The organism is Lachnoanaerobaculum sp. Marseille-Q4761 (genome assembly GCF_017565785.1).
In the GTDB taxonomy this organism is placed as follows: domain Bacteria; phylum Bacillota; class Clostridia; order Lachnospirales; family Lachnospiraceae; genus Lachnoanaerobaculum.
This window is the reverse complement of sequence record NZ_JAGEKB010000003.1, coordinates 369657-389435: the sequence shown is the minus strand read 5'-3', so window position 1 is coordinate 389435 and position 19779 is coordinate 369657. Positions and strand designations below refer to the sequence as shown.

Below are 19779 nucleotides of genomic sequence, written 5' to 3'. Positions count from 1 at the left end.
TAAATTTAGATAAATGTTTTCAGATAATAAACACAAGTGATTAAATAAGAACAATATATTGAAAGAATATACATTTTCTTTGATATATTGTACTTAAATAAGTACTGTAATACAAAAAAAATACACAAAAAAAGCTTGAAATAAAATAAAGCTTCAAGTATACTTACATCTGTTAGCAAAGGCTAACGAGCGTAACATACTGGAACTTAGATGTAAAGGGAAGTGTTTTTGCAAGAGTATTTAGTCAAAGTGCAGATTTACACAGTGATTTAGATATCTTATTGTAGTGCAACATTCCCTTATTTAAGTTAACAAAGTTAGTGGCCACTAACAAGAAGCAACAGGAGACTTATGAAAAGGAAACTATTTTATAATATAGGTGTTGGAGCTTTAAGTATATTGATGGCGGCAACACAGATTACACCGGCTTTTGCAGGTTCGTGGGTGAACGGCAAGAGTGGATGGAATTATATAAAAGATGATGGCAGTAAGGCATCAGGTTGGACTCAAACTCCAAGCGGATGGTATTATTTTGACGCCAACAGCGGGGTTATGAAGACCGGATGGCAACAGGATGAAAAGGGAAACTGGACCTTCCTAAGTACAGCTGAAGGTGCAGCTCAAGGGCAATTGCTTACAGGTTGGAACTGGATAGACGGGTATTGCTATTATTTTAATAATGAGAGCGGACCTGATCAGGGTAAAATGCTTGCAAACGGTAAGACACCTGACGGATTTCAGGTAAATGCCGACGGTAGATGGGAAAAAGACGGGAAGGTTGTTTTTGAGCAGGGTAAGGGACTTCCTTCTGTAGTCGGTGCGGCAAACAATAAAGCACAAGCAGATAAACCGGCTAAAAAGAGCAGCAAAGGCAGCTCAGGTGGTGGCGGCTCATCAAGAGGAGGCGGCTCTTCCCGATCACGTAGGGATACTACAGTAAATAATAATGTAAGTTCTGAAGTAGCAAAAGATAATAAGGTAAATTCTGAAGTTACAACAGAAAATAAGGCTGTTTTACCACAGAATGTGGAGAATAATGCAAATACAGCAGCAAACAACTCGGCTAATACAGAAAATAATGTAAATAACGCAAGTAAGGCGGAGGATAAGGTAAATAATAAAGTCGATACCACAGCCGATACACAAAAGAGTGTAGACAAAATAGAAAATAAGGCACAAAACAATTCGGATGAGATTATAAACAACGCAGGCAGTAAAACAGATGAAGCTGCAAACAACGCAGACACTAAAGTAAATGACAGTGTAAACAATGCAGATTCTAAAGCAAATGACAGTGTAAACAATGCAGACACTAAAGTAAATGACAGTGTAAACAACACAGACACTAAAGTAAATGACAGTGTAAACAATGCAGATTCTAAAGCAAATGACAGTGTAAACAATGCGGACTCTAAAGCAAATGACACTGCAAACAATGAAGATAAAACGGAAAACAATGGAACTGCAAATACCGAAAAGCCTGAGGAAACAAATAATGATAAGTTTGCATATGTAAAATATACAAAAAATGTTAATACAGACTTTGGTGAGTATGTAGTGGTTGCATTTAAATATGGCACTATTGATAATTACAAAGTATTGGTAGACGGAGTAGATGTCACAGCCGATATGACAAAGGTTGATGATGAAGGACATGTGGTTAAATGGCTTTCAAGTGTATCAAGACCTTCAGCATTACAGATTGTAAATAAGGCTGATAATGATACTCAGGATATTACACTTGCGGGCGGAGAGAGAAAGACTATAACAAAGACTTCAATCAAGGCACCGAAATATGTAATATCAAACGGACCTATTACCAAGTTTGATTATTTCCTTGAGACATATGATAATGAGGGTAAGGTAAGAAAGAACGCTTCAAAGACAACATTTACATTACAGACAAAGAAGACCGACTCGGCTACTGCTGCGGTTCCTTCAAAGTATTATATTCCTGTAACGGAGATTGACAGTGTAGGAAACGGAAGCATAAAAATAAAGCTTCAGTTGGAGAATGCGGAGCAGGAGACATGGTTTGGCGGATTAAACAATATTAAACTGCTCAGTGAAGATCATAATATTGTAAATTCAAATCTTGTATATACCACTGATATAGAGACAAAATACGGAAAAGTAGGAGTTATAAATATTCCTCTTCCGCAAAACAATGCAAGAAGCAGAGGCGACTATTATGTAAGCATAGGTTCTTCAAAGGGTAATGAAAGAATAAGTCTTCCTATATCTCTTGTAAGCAGTACAAACTTTAAGGTAATGCGTGACAGCACAACACCTAATCCGAAGATTGGCGGAGATATAAGATTTAGAATAGTTGATACAAAGACAAATCAGAGCTTTGGAAATGATCTTGGTGTTGTAATGTATAGAGTTACTCTTACAAAACCTGACGGAACAACTATTGATTTGCCTAAGTACTCAGGATGGCATAATATTGCCGATATTGTACAGATTACAGGTACAGACAGTACATCAGGCAAGGTATATACAGATGTGGCAGGAGTTTATACAGCTACAATATATACCAAGGGCTATAAGATATTGACAAAGAAATTTGAAGTGTTAAAAAATGACGGTACATCAGCTGCTACAAATCCTGTAAAGGATGAGTCGAAGACTATAGATGCCATATCAAGCCCTACAGTGACAAAGACACATTCAGGAAACAGAGATTCATATAAAGGTGGTTCAACAGTTCTTGTAGGAGGACACAGCACAGGCGGTTCTTCAAGCAGTACAGGAAAGAAGGCTGACAGTGTATCAAGTGCTACAGGAAAGTCGGGTGGAAGTTCAGATGCCACATCAGGTGCAAGCGGAAGTATGATGATAAATTCATACTTATTGTATGAATATGATTTACTTACAAATGCTATTGTTTTAAATGAAATCGGACTTAGAACCAAGGCATCTGATGCTGTAATGAATTGGTGGCTTGAGCAGTCTCCTAAGGCGATAGTAGGAGATGATAAGGGCAAGATATATCGTCTTAACGATTTTGTAGATGCTTACAATGATGCAAGACTTGAGGGAAATGTCCTTACATTTGAGGATTATATAAAGTCTGAGGATGCAAGAACCAGAGAAGGTATCGGCAATATCAAGAATGTTCTCGAAAACGGTAAGCTTGGTACAATTTATCGCTACGGAAATCTTATAGGAGAGGCTGCACCGACATTTGAGGGACTTACACAGCCAAAGGGTGAGAGCTACACAATAACAACAGATAATGTGGATTTCTTAAAGAATCTTTATTCAATAGTTATGGACGGTTCATCACCGCTTAGAGGAGATAACTATCTTAAGCAGTATGAAGTTAATCTTGAGAATAAGAGCATAACAATTTATAATAGTGCATTTAACAGATATCTTGCACCTATTGTCGGAAAACATAAACTGGTATTTGATTCAACAGGTTTTGAGAAGGTTGAGATTGAATGAAAAAAGCTATTAATCCCCCATCTGAGATGGGGGAACCGGCAAAGCCGAAGCGTTACTTAGAGTATTAAAAACTCCTATGCTATAATGATATTGGTTTCGCAGGCCATATCAAAGCATAGGAGGTATCCAAGTGGATAATCAAAGTATAACACATACACGTTGGAATTGCACTTACCATATTGTTTTTATACCAAAATACAGAAGAAAAATCATGTATGGAGAAACAAAAAAAGATTTGGTGGAAATAATAAAAAAGTTGTGTGAGATGAAACAGGTAAAGTTGATAGATGGAAGAGTATGTATAGATCATATTCATATGTATATAGCAATTCCACCAAAAATAAGTGTATCGGAATTCATGTCATATTTAAAAGGTAAAAGTGCATTAATGCTATTTGATAGACATCCTGAGTATAGAAATAAATGGGGCGATCGTCATTTTTGGGCAAGAGGATATTATGTATCAACAGTAGGAAATGTAAATGAAGAAACAATCTTGAAATATATTAAGGAACAAGAAGAAAATGATAAGGTAGCGGACGGAAGAAAGTAGAAGAGCCTTCTTTAGGAGGCTACCGATAAAAATGGTACTGCGAAATCCCGCCCTTGGCGGAACCGGAGAAATACCCCGGAGGGGTTAAAATTAAACCCCCATTTGAAATGGGGGTTGTTAACTTGACCATCACAGATACCCTTGAGGAAGTTGAGCTTACAGATGTAAGTGAGAAGCATGAAACAGGTTCATCTATAATAATAAATGCTGTTAAGGATGGAGATGCAAAGAAGGGTGATTTCTTAAGTAAGCTTGGCAGTGTTAAGATACAAAATCCTGACGGAACATTAAGAGATGTAATCTCAGCAGCTGCAGGAGGAATGGATTCAGATTCGGTTTACAAAGTAGCTGACGGTAAGGTTGAACTTCGTGGAGGTCTGTTTAAGACAGCGGGAGAATATACTATATTCTTACAGTCAAGTGACAGAAACTATCCTGTAAAATCCATTAAGGTAACTCTTACACAAAAAGAAGAAGCTGTTCCTCCTGTAACACCGGGAGTAACAGAGGATGCCGAGGCTCCGAATGCAAAAACAGGCGGAAAGTCAAGCACATTCTTCTACGAGATGCTTACAGTTAAGTTTGACGGCATGGATGCGGCAGACCTTGAGAAATATCTGAAGGCTGTAAATGAAGTAAGTGTAAACGGTGAAGAGTTTACAAAGACAAGCAGCTTCGGATTTGGAGATAATGCCGAGTTTAAGGCGCATTCAAATGCAACTTATGGCGGCAAGATAAGTGAGCTTTCAGTTAAAGGAAAGAAGGGCAAGTTTAATGCTGCCAAGTATGATTTTGTCGTAAAGGCTGAAGGATATAAGGATCTTACATTTACATTGAATGCTGACGGAAGCATTGCAGAGGCAACAGCTCCTACAACACCTTCCGTACCTACACCGGCAGCAAAGGTTGTAGAAATTGAAAAGGTGGAGGCTACCAGAGTAAATTATTCAGATGCCTATGTTATCACTTTAAAGGGTGATGCAGATAAGATTGCCGAGTTTACAGAGAAACTTTCGGCAGTAGAGGTAAACGGTGTAAGCGTAGGCAAGCTCAACAGAATTTCTTCATTAAGCGGTGACGGATTTACAGTGACAGATGATAAGGTATATGTAAAATCAAATAAATTCAAAGGTCTTTCAGATAATATAGTTTTAAAGGCTGACGGATATGATGATGTAAGCTATACAACAGAGTCCCAAATACCTACACCTGCGGTAACATCTTCAGAGGCTGTAAAGGCTTTCTTTGACAGATATGTGAGAGTAACATTTGATGACTCTGATAGAACTGTACTCAAAACATTTATGAAAGAAATAAAGGCAGGCAATGCTACAGTTACTGTAAACGGTATTACTTATAATAAGGGCTTTAATATAAGTGCCAATACTACATATAAGGTTTCATCAAATATGACCTATGGATATGATCAGTATATAGATCTTTCACTTGACGGTTTCAATCAGGGAAGTAATGAAGTGGTTATAAGTTCCGATAATTTTGAAACTATAAGAGTGGATGTAGAAGTAAATTCATCAAGTTCTTCAGGCAGAAGAAACAGAAGAGATCTCAGTGCGGTAAGTACGGCAACTTCTTCAAATGCAAGCAGACAATAGAACTAATGCAGGCAGATAAGAGATAAAATAAAAGGGGCTTTTAAAAGCCCCTGATTAAAAAAGTCATCCGGAGTGATTCCGAATGACTTTTTTACTATACTCTTATATTTTCTCTGCTTTCATGACCTATAGGTAATGGTATCTTTGCATATATGAGCTGATATATAACATAGGAGAGTATTGTAGCTCCCACAACATCTATAAAGGAATGCTGTTTTAAGAATAATGTGGAGAGGCATATGGAAATCATAATAATAAATGAGATTACCTTTGCCTTCATATTATTATAAAAGAATCTTGATCGGAGTATGGCTACATGTGTTGCAATGGAATTAAACACATGGATACTTGGGAACACATTGGTATTCGTATCTGTTTTATAGATAAAGGCTACCAAATGTGTAAAAATATTTTTACCGGGGTTCAGATTTGTCGGTCTGAGATCGGTTCCGTTTGGAAATATCTGGCATATAAAGAGTGATATACTCATACCAAGTGCCAAATACAGTCCGAATCTGTAAAACTCATCCACATCTTTAAAAAAGAAGAAGAGAAGCACTGATGCCACATATATAAACCATATAAAATACGGAATTATAAAGTACTCATTAAAAGGAATTATATCATCAACCCAAGTATGTAATATATGATACTCATGTACTATAGTTCTTTCCAGATATATATACCAAGGTATATATATTAAAATATATAAGAATACCCATGCATGTCTATACTTTTTTAATGCTTCTATTATTTTTTTCATAATATCCCCTAAACTTTTGTTTGCTTTATTGTCAATATGTATCTATAAATTGTATAGCTATATGAAAAATAATTCAAGTAAATTAGGAAAACAGATATTACAATTTCTTAAAGAAAAACAAAAAAAGCACTGTTTTAGTGCTTTTTTAGTATATCTTTTGCTTCATCCTCACTTATACCACAGTCGGAAGCGGTCCAACCGATTTTTAAAAGATTGTATATGCGAAGCTCACGGTCGCTGAAATCATTTTCTTTTTTTGCCATATGTACTCTCACCGAAATAATGATTATAAGTAAAATTATAAGAGAAGCTATCACACCGGCAATTATAATACTTTTCTTTGAGAAACTGAGTATTATATTTGAAAAGTTTTGACCTGTTATCTGTATGATGTTTTTATTATTCTTCTCAGACTGTGCTGTTTCAATTGTTACAACCTTGGTTTCCTCAGGTACATAATTTGCATTTTTATTGGAAAGTATATGTACCGAACCTATAGGATAATCATTATATGTATAATCAACCTTACAAAGTGCATTGGCAGGCAGACCTGCAACGGATTCAAAATCCATAGTGGATTTTATATCATTTATATCCGCATTATTGGGCAATGATATGGAAGCATTATCATCAGGCTCTATTATATACTCATTAAAATCCGGTATCATAGAGATATTACTTGAAAACTTTGTGGTAATATCTGCCGTACTTAATTTTATATTTTTAAAATTTGCAAAACCGAAGTTTAATAATTCCTGTGTATCTGTATAATGTGTTTTATTTCCGTTTAATACTACGGTAATAAGGCCTATCTGATCATTCCTTGCATAAGTTACCAAGGTATTTCCTGCAAGTGTGGTATATCCGGTTTTACCGCAAATAGCATTTTGATAGTAATTACCGGAAGTTTTTCTAAGCATGGAGTGGTGATTATATATGGTCTGACCTGTAGGCACCCTTTTACTGGGAGGTAAATTATAGTATGTGGCTGAATCTATCTCGGTAACGATTGGATTCATAAAGGCTGCACGGCTGATTAAAGCATAGTCATAGGCACTTGTATAGTGATCCGGGCTGTTTAATCCGCTGGGATTGACAAAATGTGAATCCGTACAGCCAAGATTTGAGGCTTTTTGATTCATCATATTTGCAAATTCCTCTATACTTCCTGCAGTATGTTCAGCCAAAGCGTTTGCGGCTTCATTTGCAGACTGTAAAAGCATTGCATACAGGCAATCTCTTACGGTGAGAGTATCTCCAACATCCAGACCTGCACTGGAAGAGCCTGCCTCCACATTGTATACCGCATTTTTTGAAAATGTAACAACATCATCCAGATTACAATTTTCCACAACTATCAAAGCGGTCAAGATTTTTGTAATACTTGCCGGATAGTAATGCTCATGGATATTTTTACCATATAGCACGGCTCCCGAATCGGCATCCATAAGTATGGCACCTTCGGAAAGAATATTTGCATTTGCCGGCCAGTCAACATAGGCAAGTGCCTTCAGTGGCAATAAAAGTACGGTAATAAATGTTAAAAAAAGTGTTATTATAGTTTTCTTGAAAATTTTAGCGTTCATTCTTATATTATGCCTCTATTGAAAGAAATAGTAAAGTAAAAGAATTATGAATATTTTAAAAGATATATCGGCATTATATAATCAATTATTATATGTTAAATAAATTATATTGCGAGTAAGTGAAAGAAAGATTATAATGGGAGTGCTGCATGCGATGTTTCAAAAGAGATATCGCCATTTTTATGTAAGATATGGTTGTTACTTTTGTGAAAGGGAAAAATATGAAATATGATGTAATGATAATAGGGGCAGGCCCCGGAGGTATTTTCTCAGCTTATGAACTGATAAATCGAAACAGCTCATTAAAGATTGCAGTTTTTGAGTATGGTAATCCTCTTGAGAAAAGGCATTGTCCGATAGACGGAGTAAAGATAAAGTCCTGTATTCATTGTAAGAGCTGTGGAATAATGAACGGCTTTGGAGGAGCGGGAGCATTTTCCGATGGAAAGTACAATATCACAAATGAATTCGGCGGTACTTTGCATGCATATATAGGAAAGAAAAAAGCCATAGAACTTATGAACTATGTAGACGGAATAAATGTAAAATTCGGTGGAGGAAAGACCAAGCTTTATACTACAGCCAATTCAGATATAAAGCGTCTTTGTCTGCAGAATAATCTGCATTTGCTGGATGCCAGTGTCCGCCATTTGGGAACAGATATAAATTATGAAGTGCTTGAGAATATATATGATGATTTAAAGGAAAAAGTGGAGTTTTTCTTTAATACACCAATAGTAAAAATAGAAAAGCTGGATGCAGGATATAAATTATATTCAAAAAATAATGAAGAATTTTTTGGGGATAAATGTATTGTTTCGGTAGGAAGAAGCGGAAGCAAATGGATGGAGCAGATTTGTAAGGATTTAAAGATTCCTACCAAGTCAAATCGTGTGGATATCGGTGTAAGAGTGGAGCTGCCGGCTGAAATATTTAAGCATCTTACAGATGAATTGTATGAGAGTAAGATAGTATACAGAACAGAAAAATATCAGGATCTTGTAAGAACATTCTGTATGAATCCAAAGGGAGCCGTGGTAAATGAGAATACAAACGGTATTGTCACCGTAAACGGACATAGCTATGAGGATCCTGCTCTTCAAACGGAAAATACAAACTTTGCATTACTCGTATCAAAGCATTTTACCGAACCTTTTAAAGACAGCAACGGATATGGTGAGAGCATTGCAAGATTGTCAAACATGCTTGGCGGCGGTGTGATGGTACAAAGATTCGGAGATCTTATCAGAGGACAAAGAAGTAGCGAGGGAAGACTTAATAAATCATTTATGCAGCCTACCCTTACAGCAACTCCGGGTGATTTGTCATTAGTCATACCGAAGAGAATCTTGGATGATATTATTGAGATGATTTATGCACTTGATAAGATTGCACCGGGAACTGCAGGTGATGAGACTCTTCTTTACGGAGTGGAGGTTAAGTTCTACAATATGGAGGTGGAGCTTGACAATAATCTTGAAACTATTCACAAGGATTTATATGTTATAGGTGACGGTAGCGGAGTTACTCATTCACTTTCACATGCCTCAGCAAGCGGTGTATTTGTAGCAAGGCATATATTGGGAGAATAGATATATAATACTTATATATCTAAAATTTCTATAGCATTATCGATAAAACATATAAGATGCATTAATTTATTAGAAAAAACTATAATAAATTTCGGGATTTTTAGTACAGGTACACAAAACCTGTACTTTTTTTAGTGTACAAAAATATTTTTTAGTGTTAAAATTATGTAAAAGCTTTTAGGAGGAAATATGAATATCAAAAGTGAAATCAGTGTGGACAAAGTAAGACAGGATGCAGAGGATAATTACAGAAACGGATACTTTTGCTGTGAGGCGCTCATGGCGGCAGTTGTAGACAATTTTGAGCTGGATGTTCCGAGAGAAGTTATAGCTATGTCATCAGGTATGGCTGTGGGAGCAGGAAAGAGCGGTTGTATGTGCGGTGCTCTAAACGGAGGCGTATTGGCTCTTGGAATGATTTTTGGAAGAACTGAGCAAAACGGTCCTAAGGATCCCAAGGTGGTAAAGTGCATGGAGCTCACCCATGAACTGCATGATTATTTTAAAGAGGCTAACGGAAAACATTCAAACTGTTGTAGAGTTCTTACAAGAGAGTTTGATATGGGTGCAGGCGAGCATAAAGAGCAATGTATCAGATTTACAGGTATAGCTGCAAAGAAGGTTGCGGAGATAATTGTAAGAGAAAAAGGATTAAAAAATATTGATATATAGGATGTGATTATGAACTTTTTAAAAAGAGTACCACTGCCTTTATGTGGTGTTGCACTGGGTATTGCGGCACTTGGAAATATACTGGCAGCTTACAGCCCATATTTAAAAATACTTTGCGGGATATTGGCATTTGTAGGCATAATGCTTGTAAAATGTAAGTATCTTACAGCACCGGATGCTTTTAAAACAGATATGAAAAATCCTGTACTTGCAAGTGTTTTCGGAACATACAGTATGACAATGATGCTTTTGGCAGGTTATATAAAGCCGGTTTTACCGTTTATTGCAATTATTATATGGTATGCCGCCATTGTTATACATCTTGCACTTATGGTTTATTTTACATTAAATTTTATATTAAAAATAAAGATACCGGATGATTTGATGAAGGTTTTTGCCAGCTATTTTATCGTATATGTAGGTATTGTGGTTGTATCTGTGACCGCACCGGCTTTTCAAAATATTGCACTTGGGCAGATTTGCTTTTGGCTTGGCTTTATTCTTTATATTCCTCTTTTTGTTTATGTATCCTACAGATATATAAAGCTTGGAAATAAGAATATCGAGGCAAAGGCGCTTGCATGTATATATGCAGCACCGGCAAGCCTTTGTGTAGCGGGATATATAAATTCATTCGAGCAAAAAAATATAAATTTTTTGACATTATTATATATTTTATCTCTGGTAATTTATTTGGTCGGAATAATTGCGGCGATTGATTTGTTTGCAAGTTTTGCAAAGAATAATGAGTTTAAGTTTTATCCAAGCCTTGCGGGGCTTACCTTTCCCTTTGTTATCAGTGCCATAGCAGCTAAGCAGTTTAATGCCGTACTTATAAAGATGAATGTAGAGATGGGGCTTAGACCTGTATTGCCTGCAATTGTAAATATAGAAATAATAATCGCCATAGCCGGAGTTGTATTTGCGGCATTATGCTTTGCAAAGCATGTGTTTGCACCGGTGATATCAAAAGAAGGCGGTAGAGCTTTAGCATAAAGTAAAAAAGATTGTTTGCATTGCAGACAGTCTTTTTTATTTTAGAGATATTCAAAGATGCAAAAATATTTTTTATATGCTATAATTTTTGCGAAAACTTCGGAAAACTGTGATAGTTGGGATATGGAGTTTATCTTTGGAACTAGGTTTTGCCTATATTTATGAAAGGTGTATATGGAGAAAAAAGATACAATTACAGAGATTTTCGGAATCAATGTATTTAATGATGAGGCTATGCAGGTATATTTGCCTAAGGCAGTATTTAAAAAGTTAAAAAAGACTATAGAAGACGGTTTGGAACTTGATAATGATATTGCGGATTCTGTGGCTCATGGAATGAAGGAATGGGCAATAGACAGGGGAGCGACTCATTACACTCACTGGTTTCAGCCTCTTACGGGTGTAACTGCTGAAAAGCATGATTCTTTTATTTCGGCACCTGACAATGGCAAGGTTATAATGGAATTTTCAGCAAGAGAGCTTACAAAGGGTGAGCCTGATGCTTCAAGTTTCCCATCCGGAGGTCTTAGAGCAACTTTTGAGGCAAGGGGATATACCGCCTGGGATTGTACATCACCGGCATTTTTAAAGAAAGATTCTCTGGGAGTGACATTATATATTCCTACAGCCTTTTGTTCATATACAGGCGAAGCACTGGATAAAAAGACTCCACTGTTAAGGTCCATGCAGGCTATAAATACACAGGCTCTCAGAATACTCAGATTATTCGGGAATACTACCGCAAAGAGGGTAATACCGTCCGTAGGTGCCGAGCAGGAGTATTTTATAGTTGACAGAGAAAAATATCTTCAAAGAAAAGATCTTATATATACAGGCAGAACCTTATTCGGAGCTATGCCGCCAAAGGGGCAGGAACTTGAAGATCATTATTTCGGCTCCATCAGAGAGAGAATAGCCTCATATATGAATGATATCAATCATGAGCTTTGGAAACTGGGTGTTCCTTCCAAAACCCAGCATAATGAGGTGGCACCGGCACAGCATGAGCTTGCCCCTGTGTATGAGCAGGTAAATATTGCCGTAGATCACAATCAGGTTACTATGGAAACCATGAAAAAGGTGGCGGGAAGACATGGTCTTACCTGTTTATTAAATGAAAAACCTTTTGCGGGTGTTAACGGCTCCGGAAAACATAATAACTGGTCCTTGACCTCTGATGACGGAATAAATATGTTAAATCCCGGAGATACACCACATGAAAATATTCAGTTTTTACTTGTACTTGCATGTATTTTAAAGGCGGTTGACAAACATGCCGATTTGCTTCGTGAATCTGCAGCCTGTGTGGGAAATGAGCATAGACTTGGAGCACATGAGGCACCTCCTGCAATTATTTCTGTATTCCTTGGTGAACAGCTGGAGGATGTTATAGACCAGCTTTGTTCCACAGGCGAAGCCACACATTCACTTCAGGGAGGTATATTAAAAACAGGTGTAACCACTCTTCCTGATTTTGAAAAAGATGCTACCGACAGGAACAGAACATCTCCTTTTGCATTTACAAATAATAAGTTCGAGTTTAGAATGGTCGGCTCTTCGGATTCTATAGCATCTCCGAATATTGTACTTAATACAATAGTGGCTGAGAGTTTTAAAGAAGCCGCAAATGAGCTTGAAAAAGCCGATGATTTTGATGAGGCTGTGCATAATATGATTAAAAAACTCTTTATAAACCACAGAAGGATTATCTTTAACGGTAACGGATATTCGGATGAATGGGTAAGGGAGGCAAAAAGAAGAGGACTTTCCAATCTGCCCAGTATGGTGGATGCTATTCCCGCATTGGTTTATGACTCTTCGGTTAAGCTTTTTGAGGAGTTTGAGGTTTTTACCAGAAAAGAACTTGAATCAAGAGTTGAAATAGAATACGAGGCATATTCAAAGGCTATAAATATAGAGGCAAAGGCTATGATAGATATTGCCGGAAAATCAATAATACCGGCAGTTATAAGATATACGACAAGATTGGCTGATTCCATTATAAAGCTGAAAAAGGCTATGGAGGGTATAGAGCCCTATGCACAATGCTCTATTTTATCAGAGGTAAACGATCATTTGAAGGAGTCAAAGCTGGCGCTTGAGAATCTAAAAAAATATATGGATGATGTATCGGTAATTACAGATGTAACAGAGCATGCAAGATATATGCATGAGGTAATAGTTCCCGCTATGGAGGCGCTCAGAAAGCCTATTGATACTTTGGAAATGATTGTGGATAAGGATCTTTGGCCTATGCCAAGCTATGGCGATTTGCTGTTTGAGGTATAATTATGATTAAGGCTGTTGTTTTTGATTTGGACGGTACTTTACTGAATACATTGGATGCTCTTTCATATTGCATGAGCCTGACAATGAAATATTTCGGGTTTAAGGATATAGATAAAGAGCATACAAAGTACTTTGTAGGTGAGGGAGCCAAAAAATTTGTAGACAGATCACTTATATATAATGGTGATACCCATTTGGAATTTTCAAAGGAAGCTTATGAAGTTTATAATGATTTTTTCTCCAAATACTGTCTTGTGGATGTAAAACCCTATGAAGGGATAACAGAACTTTTGGATGAACTAAAAAAACTTAATATAAAGACTGTGGTTTTATCAAATAAATCTCAGGAGGGTGTTGAAAAAAATATAAATAATATTATCGGAGAGAATGTATTTGATCTGTTATACGGAGAGAGGGAGGGCATTCCTAAAAAGCCGGATCCCACTTCTTTAAATATGATTATAAAAGAACTCGGACTTTCAAAGGATGAGATATTATATGTTGGAGATACCGCTACAGATATGCTTACAGCGCTTGCGGCAGAAGTTAAAAGTGTTGGTGTACTTTGGGGATTTAGAGATGAAAAGGAGCTTAGAGAAAACAAAGCCGACTTTATTATAAATACTCCGGATGAAATAATTGATATTATAAAAGGGATTTAAAATATAAGAGGGCTGTTACGGGATAATATTTTCCTGTAACAGCCTGTATTTTATACTTTTAACATGGATATAAAATTTGCCAAAGAGGGATTGATATTTTTTTCATCATAAAGAAATACGATCTCTCTTTTTGGTATACTTAGTCCTTCAGGCATTTCTATTTCCACGAGTGTACCCTCTTCAAGCTCCTTTTGTATAAATTCCTTTATAACACAGGCAATGCCTACGCCGGTCTTTGCAAACTCGATAAGAAGCTCCATATTTCCGGTTTCAATGGACTGCTTTAATTGCAGTTTTGAACCTTCGATACAACTGTCAATATACTTTCTTGTGGCATTGTTTTTATCAAGCATCATTATATTTCCGTCTCTGAAAGGATCAAAATTATTATTAAATATTTTTTTCAAATTATTTAGATAATCAGGTGTGGCTACAAAGACATCATGTATTTTTAAGATACTGATATACGACATATTATGGGTTTTAGCAGGTTTTGCTACAAGCCCTATATCAATTTTACCTTCCGAAAGAAGGAAATTGGTTTCATCGGATGATTGTGTAAAAATGCTCACCATTGTATTGGGGTTTTTCTTCATAAAATTATTCAGATATGGGAGCAGTATGTATTTACAAAGTGTATTGCTGGTTCCTATAGTTATTTTGCCTATATTAAACTGCTTTATTTTTGTAAGATGATTTTCTCCCGCCTCAATAGCTGAAAATGCATTCTGTAAATATTCATAAAAAATTTGACCTTCCGTTGTCAGGCTTACTCCCTTTGAAGTTCTTACAAATAGAGCAATCTCCAGACTCTCCTCTAATCTTAAAATAGATTTTGATATTGCCGGCTGGCTGATATATAAAAGTTTTGCCGCCTTTGATATACTGCCTGCCTTGGCTACTTCAAAAAAAATTCTGTATTGTGATAAATGCTGTTCCATATTCCTCCGCCGCTATATTATTTATATACACAGTTTTTATGGCTAGACTACAATAAGTATAACCAAATGTAATGCTTGGTATATTAAATTCATATCGCTATTATATCATTTGATATGTTACAATCAACATTAATTAAAAGAAAAGAGGAAAAAATATGGGAATGACAATGACTCAAAAGATTTTGGCTGCCCATGCGGGATTGGATTTTGTAGAAGCCGGTCAGCTTATAGAGGCAAATCTTGATTTGGTGCTCGGAAATGATATCACATCACCTGTAGCAATAAATGAGATGAAGAAATTTGAAAATCAAAAAGTATTTGATGGTGGAAAGATAGCATTGGTTATGGACCATTTTGCTCCTAACAAAGATATAAAATCTGCCGAGAATTGTAAAATCTGTAGAGATTTTGCAAATGAAAATGAAATAGTCAATTTTTTTGATGTGGGAAGAATGGGAATAGAGCATGCACTTCTTCCCGAGCAGGGACTTACCGTGTCAGGGGATTGCATAATAGGAGCGGATTCCCATACATGTACCTATGGTGCTTTGGGAGCATTTTCAACAGGTACAGGTTCTACCGATATGGCGGCAGCTATGATTACAGGAAAGGCATGGTTTAAGGTGCCGAGTGCCATAAAATTTAATTTAAAGGGTAAGCTGTCAAAGGATGTATGCGGCAAGGATGTGATACTTCATATCATCGGAAAAATAGGAGTTGACGGTGCACTTTATAAATCCATGGAGTTTGCAGGAGAAGGTGTGGCATCTTTATCAATTGATGACAGATTCACCATCTGCAATATGGCAATAGAAGCCGGTGGAAAAAACGGTATTTTCCCTGTGGATGATATAACTCTTTGTTATATCAAAGAGCATTCAAGCAGAACACCTAAGATATTTGAAGCTGATGAGGATGCTGTATATGATGAGGTGATTGATATTGATTTGTCGGCACTAAGACCGACTGTAGCTTTCCCGCATCTGCCTGAAAACACCAAGGTAGTGGGTGAGTTTGGTGATATTAAGATTGATCAGGCTGTAATAGGTTCCTGTACAAACGGGCATATATCAGACCTTAGAAGTGCGGCGGCACAGATGAAGGGCAAGAAGGTGGCAAAGGATGTAAGATGTATTGTAATTCCTGCAACTCAGGAAATATATAAGCAGGCTGTTAAAGAGGGGCTTGTAGATATTTTTATAGATGCGGGTGCAATATTTTCCACTCCTACATGCGGTCCGTGTCTGGGAGGATATATGGGAGTTTTGGCGGCAGGTGAGAGATGTGTATCCACCACCAACAGAAACTTTATAGGAAGAATGGGACATGTGGAATCAGAGGTGTATCTTGCTTCTCCTGCAGTAGCGGCAGCTAGTGCAATAGCAGGTAAAATAGTGGCACCGACAGTTTAAAGAGAGGTAGAATATGGAAGCAAGAGGACATGTATTTAAATATGGCGAAAATGTAGATACAGATGTAATAATTCCTGCAAGATATTTGAATGCAACTACAGGTGAAGAACTGGCAAAGCATTGTATGGAGGATATTGATAAGGATTTTGTAAATAAGGTTCAAAAAGGGGATATTATAGTTGCAAGAAAAAACTTCGGTTGCGGCTCATCCAGAGAACATGCTCCGCTGGCAATTAAGTCAAGCGGAGTAAGTGTGGTGATTGCGGATACCTTTGCAAGAATTTTTTACAGAAATTCTATAAATATAGGTTTACCTATTATTGAAAGCCCTGAGGCGGCAAAAGAGATAAATCAGGGTGATGAGGTAAAGGTGGATTTTGATACCGGCATTATTACAAATATTACAACCGGTAAGAGCTATAAAGGTCAGGCATTCCCTGAGTTTATGCAAAATATCATAAATGCCGGCGGACTTGTAAATTATGTAAATAATAAGAATAAATAAAAACAGGGGCTGATTTTTCAGCCCCTGTTTTGGATTTTTTTAGGTAAGACTATTGTAAGTTTATCTATACCTGTTTTTTTGTTTGAAGCTCTGCCATTTTCATTGCCCTTACCTTTAGCGGCAGACCGAATAATGTGATAAATCCATCCGCATCATGGTGATCATATAAATCTCCTGTAGTAAATGAAGCTAAAGATTCCGAATAGAGTGAATATGGGGAACTTGTGCCTGCCTTTATAATATTTCCCTTATAAAGTTTTAACACTACTTCACCTGTAACATATTGCTGTGTACTTTCAACAAAACTTTGTATAGCCTCACGAAGAGGTGTAAACCATTTACCTTCGTAAACTATCTGAGCAAATTTATTTGCCATATCTTTTTTTACTTCAAAGGTAGCCCTGTCAAGTACAAGCTCCTCGATTGCATCATGAGCCTCCATAAGTATTGTACCTCCGGGTGTTTCATAAACACCTCTTGATTTCATACCTACAACACGATTCTCAACGATATCAATGATGCCTATACCGTTTTTTCCTCCAAGCTCATTTAACTTTGTAATAATCTCTGAGACTTTCATCTTTTCACCGTCTAATGCTACAGGAATACCCTTTTCAAAGCTAAGAGTGATTTTCGTTTCCTTATCAGGCGCTTTTTGAGGTGTTACACCAAGCATCAGCACATGATCATAATTAGGTTCAAGTGAAGGATCCTCAAGTTCCAATCCTTCATGGCTTATATGCCATAGATTCCTGTCACGGCTATAGCTGGAATCTGATGAAAACGGAAGGTCTATACCATGTTCCTTACAATAGGCTATTTCATCCTCACGGGAATTCATGGTCCATATATCTGTCATACGCCATGGAGCAATAATCTTTAAATCAGGTGCCAATGCTTTGATACCAAGCTCAAATCGTATCTGATCATTTCCCTTTCCTGTAGCGCCGTGACAGATGGCAACGGCATTTTCCTTTCTTGCGACCTCTACAAGCTTTTTTGCTATACCCGGTCTTGCCATTGATGTTCCCAAAAGATATTTATTCTCATATACGGCACCTGCCTGTACGCATGGAATTATATAATCATCACAGAATTCATCAATCATATCTATTATATAGAGTTTTTCGGCTCCGGATAATTTTGCTCTTTCCTCAAGTCTGTCTAATTCATTTCCCTGACCGCAGTCTATACAGCAACATATAACATCATAATCAAAATGCTCCTTCAACCATGGGATAATAGCTGTGGTATCAAGACCTCCTGAATATGCAAGTACAACCTTTTCCTTTGACATAAAGCCTCCTATGTATAAAAATACGAATAAAATATAGTAACATAGCTTGTTAAATGATAAAAGCTATAAAATATATTTATAAATATACATTAAAAAAGAATATTATTCAAGTGTATTTTTATTTTTATACAAAGAAATTTATAAAGAGATTATTTTATATAGGCAGATAGAGAATATTTTACAAAAGAGTTAAACGCTACAAGGATCGTAAAATTAAAAGTATCAAGATATATAGTACCTGAACTTTAAATTAAATAAAAAATAAATATCATAAAATATTGCTTGACAAATAAAAATAAATAGATTATTATAAACCTATAAAACAAGTAGGAATAAAGGAATAGAAAAACGGAGGTATTTATGTCCAGAGTTTATAAAAGCAGTAGTGAATTAATAGGTAACACACCATTGTTGGAAGTTTCAAATATTGAAAGAGAGCTTGGTCTTAAGGCAAGAGTTTTGGTAAAGCTTGAATACTTTAATCCGGCAGGTTCTGTAAAGGACAGAATAGCACTTGCTATGATTGAGGCGGCAGAAAAAGAAGGAAAGCTAAAGCCCGGTGCCACTATAATAGAGGCAACATCAGGAAATACAGGAATAGGACTTGCATCTGTAGGTACTTCAAAGGGATATAAGGTAATTCTTACAATGCCTGAAACAATGAGTGTTGAGAGAAGAAATATCTTAAAAGCTTATGGAGCACAAATAGAGCTTACAGAGGGCTCAAAGGGAATGAAGGGTGCTATAGCAAAGGCTGAAGAGCTTGCGGCAGGAATTGAGGGAAGCTTTATTCCGGCACAGTTTGAAAACAAGGCAAATCCTGCAGTTCACAAGGCTACTACAGGACCTGAAATCTGGAATGATACTGACGGTGAAGTGGATATTTTTGTTTCAGGTATCGGTACAGGCGGTACAATAACAGGTGTAGGCGAATTCCTAAAAGATAAAAAGCCAAGTGTAAAACTTATTGCTGTAGAGCCTACAGGTTCACCCGTACTTTCAGAGGGAAAGAGCGGTCCTCATAAGATACAGGGTATCGGTGCAGGATTTATTCCGGATACACTCAATACTGAAATTTATGATGAGGTGGCTACGGTTGAAAATGAAGAGGCGTTTGAGTACAGCAAGCTTATCGCATCAAGAGAGGGTGTACTGGTAGGTATATCATCAGGTGCCGCATTATTTGCCGCTGTAAGAGAGGCTAAAAAGCCGGAGAATGAGGGAAAGACAATTGTTGCACTGTTGCCTGACAGTGGAGACAGATATTTTTCAACTCCTTTATTTACAGAATAAATTATATAAACATATACTCTTATTATCTTTATCAGGTAATAGGGGTATTTTGCTTACAATAAAGTTTTTAATCCGATATATTTTTAGTATACAAGTCAGGTCTAGGATTGCGATAGAGATATATCAATGATATAATAATAAATCAGTGAATA

General features: G+C 36.7%; 15 protein-coding genes. 11 read left to right on the top strand and 4 right to left on the bottom strand.

Going from position 1 to position 19779, the window contains the following annotated elements; genetic code table 11:
• The first annotated feature begins 351 nt into the window (after positions 1–351).
• From J4O15_RS12965 to J4O15_RS12955, 3 genes are all read left to right on the top strand, one after another.
• Positions 352–3453 carry a hypothetical protein gene (locus tag J4O15_RS12965; protein ID WP_243762066.1) on the top strand — a complete coding sequence of 1034 codons (3102 nt, stop codon included), beginning with the start codon at positions 352–354 and terminating at the stop codon, positions 3451–3453.
• 124 nt (positions 3454–3577) lie between these two features.
• Entirely contained in the window at positions 3578–4006 is a 429-nt protein-coding gene (tnpA, locus tag J4O15_RS12960; RefSeq protein ID WP_156791601.1) for an IS200/IS605 family transposase, read from the top strand.
• Positions 4007–4113: 107 nt separating this feature from the next.
• A complete protein-coding gene (locus J4O15_RS12955) occupies positions 4114–5619 on the top strand; it encodes a hemoblobin-interacting domain-containing protein (protein WP_208101050.1) in 1506 nt (501 codons plus the stop codon).
• Positions 5620–5713: 94 nt separating this feature from the next.
• Here the strand turns inward: J4O15_RS12955 and J4O15_RS12950 are convergent, their stop codons facing one another.
• Together J4O15_RS12950 and J4O15_RS12945 are read right to left on the bottom strand one after the other, a co-directional pair.
• A complete protein-coding gene (locus tag J4O15_RS12950) occupies positions 5714–6382 on the bottom strand; it encodes a phosphatase PAP2 family protein (RefSeq protein ID WP_009219032.1) in 669 nt (222 codons plus the stop codon).
• A gap of 134 nt (positions 6383–6516) precedes the next feature.
• Positions 6517–7968: a D-alanyl-D-alanine carboxypeptidase family protein gene (locus tag J4O15_RS12945; RefSeq protein WP_208101049.1), complete on the bottom strand. Its 1452-nt coding sequence runs from the start codon at positions 7966–7968 to the stop codon at positions 6517–6519.
• Between the two features lie 221 nt (positions 7969–8189).
• Here J4O15_RS12945 and J4O15_RS12940 point away from each other — a divergent pair, with 221 nt between their 5' ends.
• The 5 genes from J4O15_RS12940 to J4O15_RS12920 all read left to right on the top strand — a co-directional run bounded on the left by J4O15_RS12940 (position 8190) and on the right by J4O15_RS12920 (position 14179).
• A complete protein-coding gene (locus tag J4O15_RS12940; protein WP_009219030.1) occupies positions 8190–9560 on the top strand; it encodes an NAD(P)/FAD-dependent oxidoreductase in 1371 nt (456 codons plus the stop codon).
• 189 nt (positions 9561–9749) lie between these two features.
• Complete coding sequence (locus J4O15_RS12935) at positions 9750–10232, top strand: C-GCAxxG-C-C family protein (protein WP_208101048.1); 483 nt, start codon at positions 9750–9752, stop codon at positions 10230–10232.
• Positions 10233–10241: 9 nt separating this feature from the next.
• Complete coding sequence (locus tag J4O15_RS12930) at positions 10242–11228, top strand: TDT family transporter (protein WP_208101047.1); 987 nt, start codon at positions 10242–10244, stop codon at positions 11226–11228.
• Between the two features lie 174 nt (positions 11229–11402).
• Positions 11403–13517 carry a glutamine synthetase III family protein gene (locus J4O15_RS12925; RefSeq protein WP_208101046.1) on the top strand — a complete coding sequence of 705 codons (2115 nt, stop codon included), beginning with the start codon at positions 11403–11405 and terminating at the stop codon, positions 13515–13517.
• A gap of 2 nt (positions 13518–13519) precedes the next feature.
• Positions 13520–14179 (top strand): HAD family hydrolase, encoded by a 660-nt coding sequence (locus J4O15_RS12920; protein ID WP_208101045.1) that lies wholly within the window; start codon positions 13520–13522, stop codon positions 14177–14179.
• A gap of 50 nt (positions 14180–14229) precedes the next feature.
• Here the strand turns inward: J4O15_RS12920 and J4O15_RS12915 are convergent, their stop codons facing one another.
• Entirely contained in the window at positions 14230–15120 is an 891-nt protein-coding gene (locus J4O15_RS12915) for a LysR family transcriptional regulator (RefSeq protein ID WP_208101044.1), read from the bottom strand.
• A 155-nt stretch (positions 15121–15275) separates the two neighbouring features.
• Between J4O15_RS12915 and leuC the strand changes: the two genes are divergently transcribed.
• Together leuC and leuD are read left to right on the top strand one after the other, a co-directional pair.
• The gene (gene leuC, locus J4O15_RS12910; RefSeq protein ID WP_208101043.1) at positions 15276–16532 is read left to right on the top strand and encodes a 3-isopropylmalate dehydratase large subunit; all 1257 of its coding nucleotides are present in this window, start codon (positions 15276–15278) and stop codon (positions 16530–16532) included.
• 13 nt (positions 16533–16545) lie between these two features.
• Positions 16546–17037, top strand: a complete 492-nt coding sequence (leuD, locus tag J4O15_RS12905) for a 3-isopropylmalate dehydratase small subunit (RefSeq protein ID WP_009219023.1) — start codon at positions 16546–16548, stop codon at positions 17035–17037.
• A 64-nt stretch (positions 17038–17101) separates the two neighbouring features.
• Here leuD and J4O15_RS12900 read toward each other — a convergent pair whose 3' ends face one another.
• Entirely contained in the window at positions 17102–18334 is a 1233-nt protein-coding gene (locus tag J4O15_RS12900; protein ID WP_208101042.1) for an argininosuccinate synthase, read from the bottom strand.
• A gap of 360 nt (positions 18335–18694) precedes the next feature.
• Between J4O15_RS12900 and cysK the strand changes: the two genes are divergently transcribed.
• A complete protein-coding gene (gene cysK / locus J4O15_RS12895; protein WP_009219021.1) occupies positions 18695–19627 on the top strand; it encodes a cysteine synthase A in 933 nt (310 codons plus the stop codon).
• Positions 19628–19779: the final 152 nt, after the last annotated feature.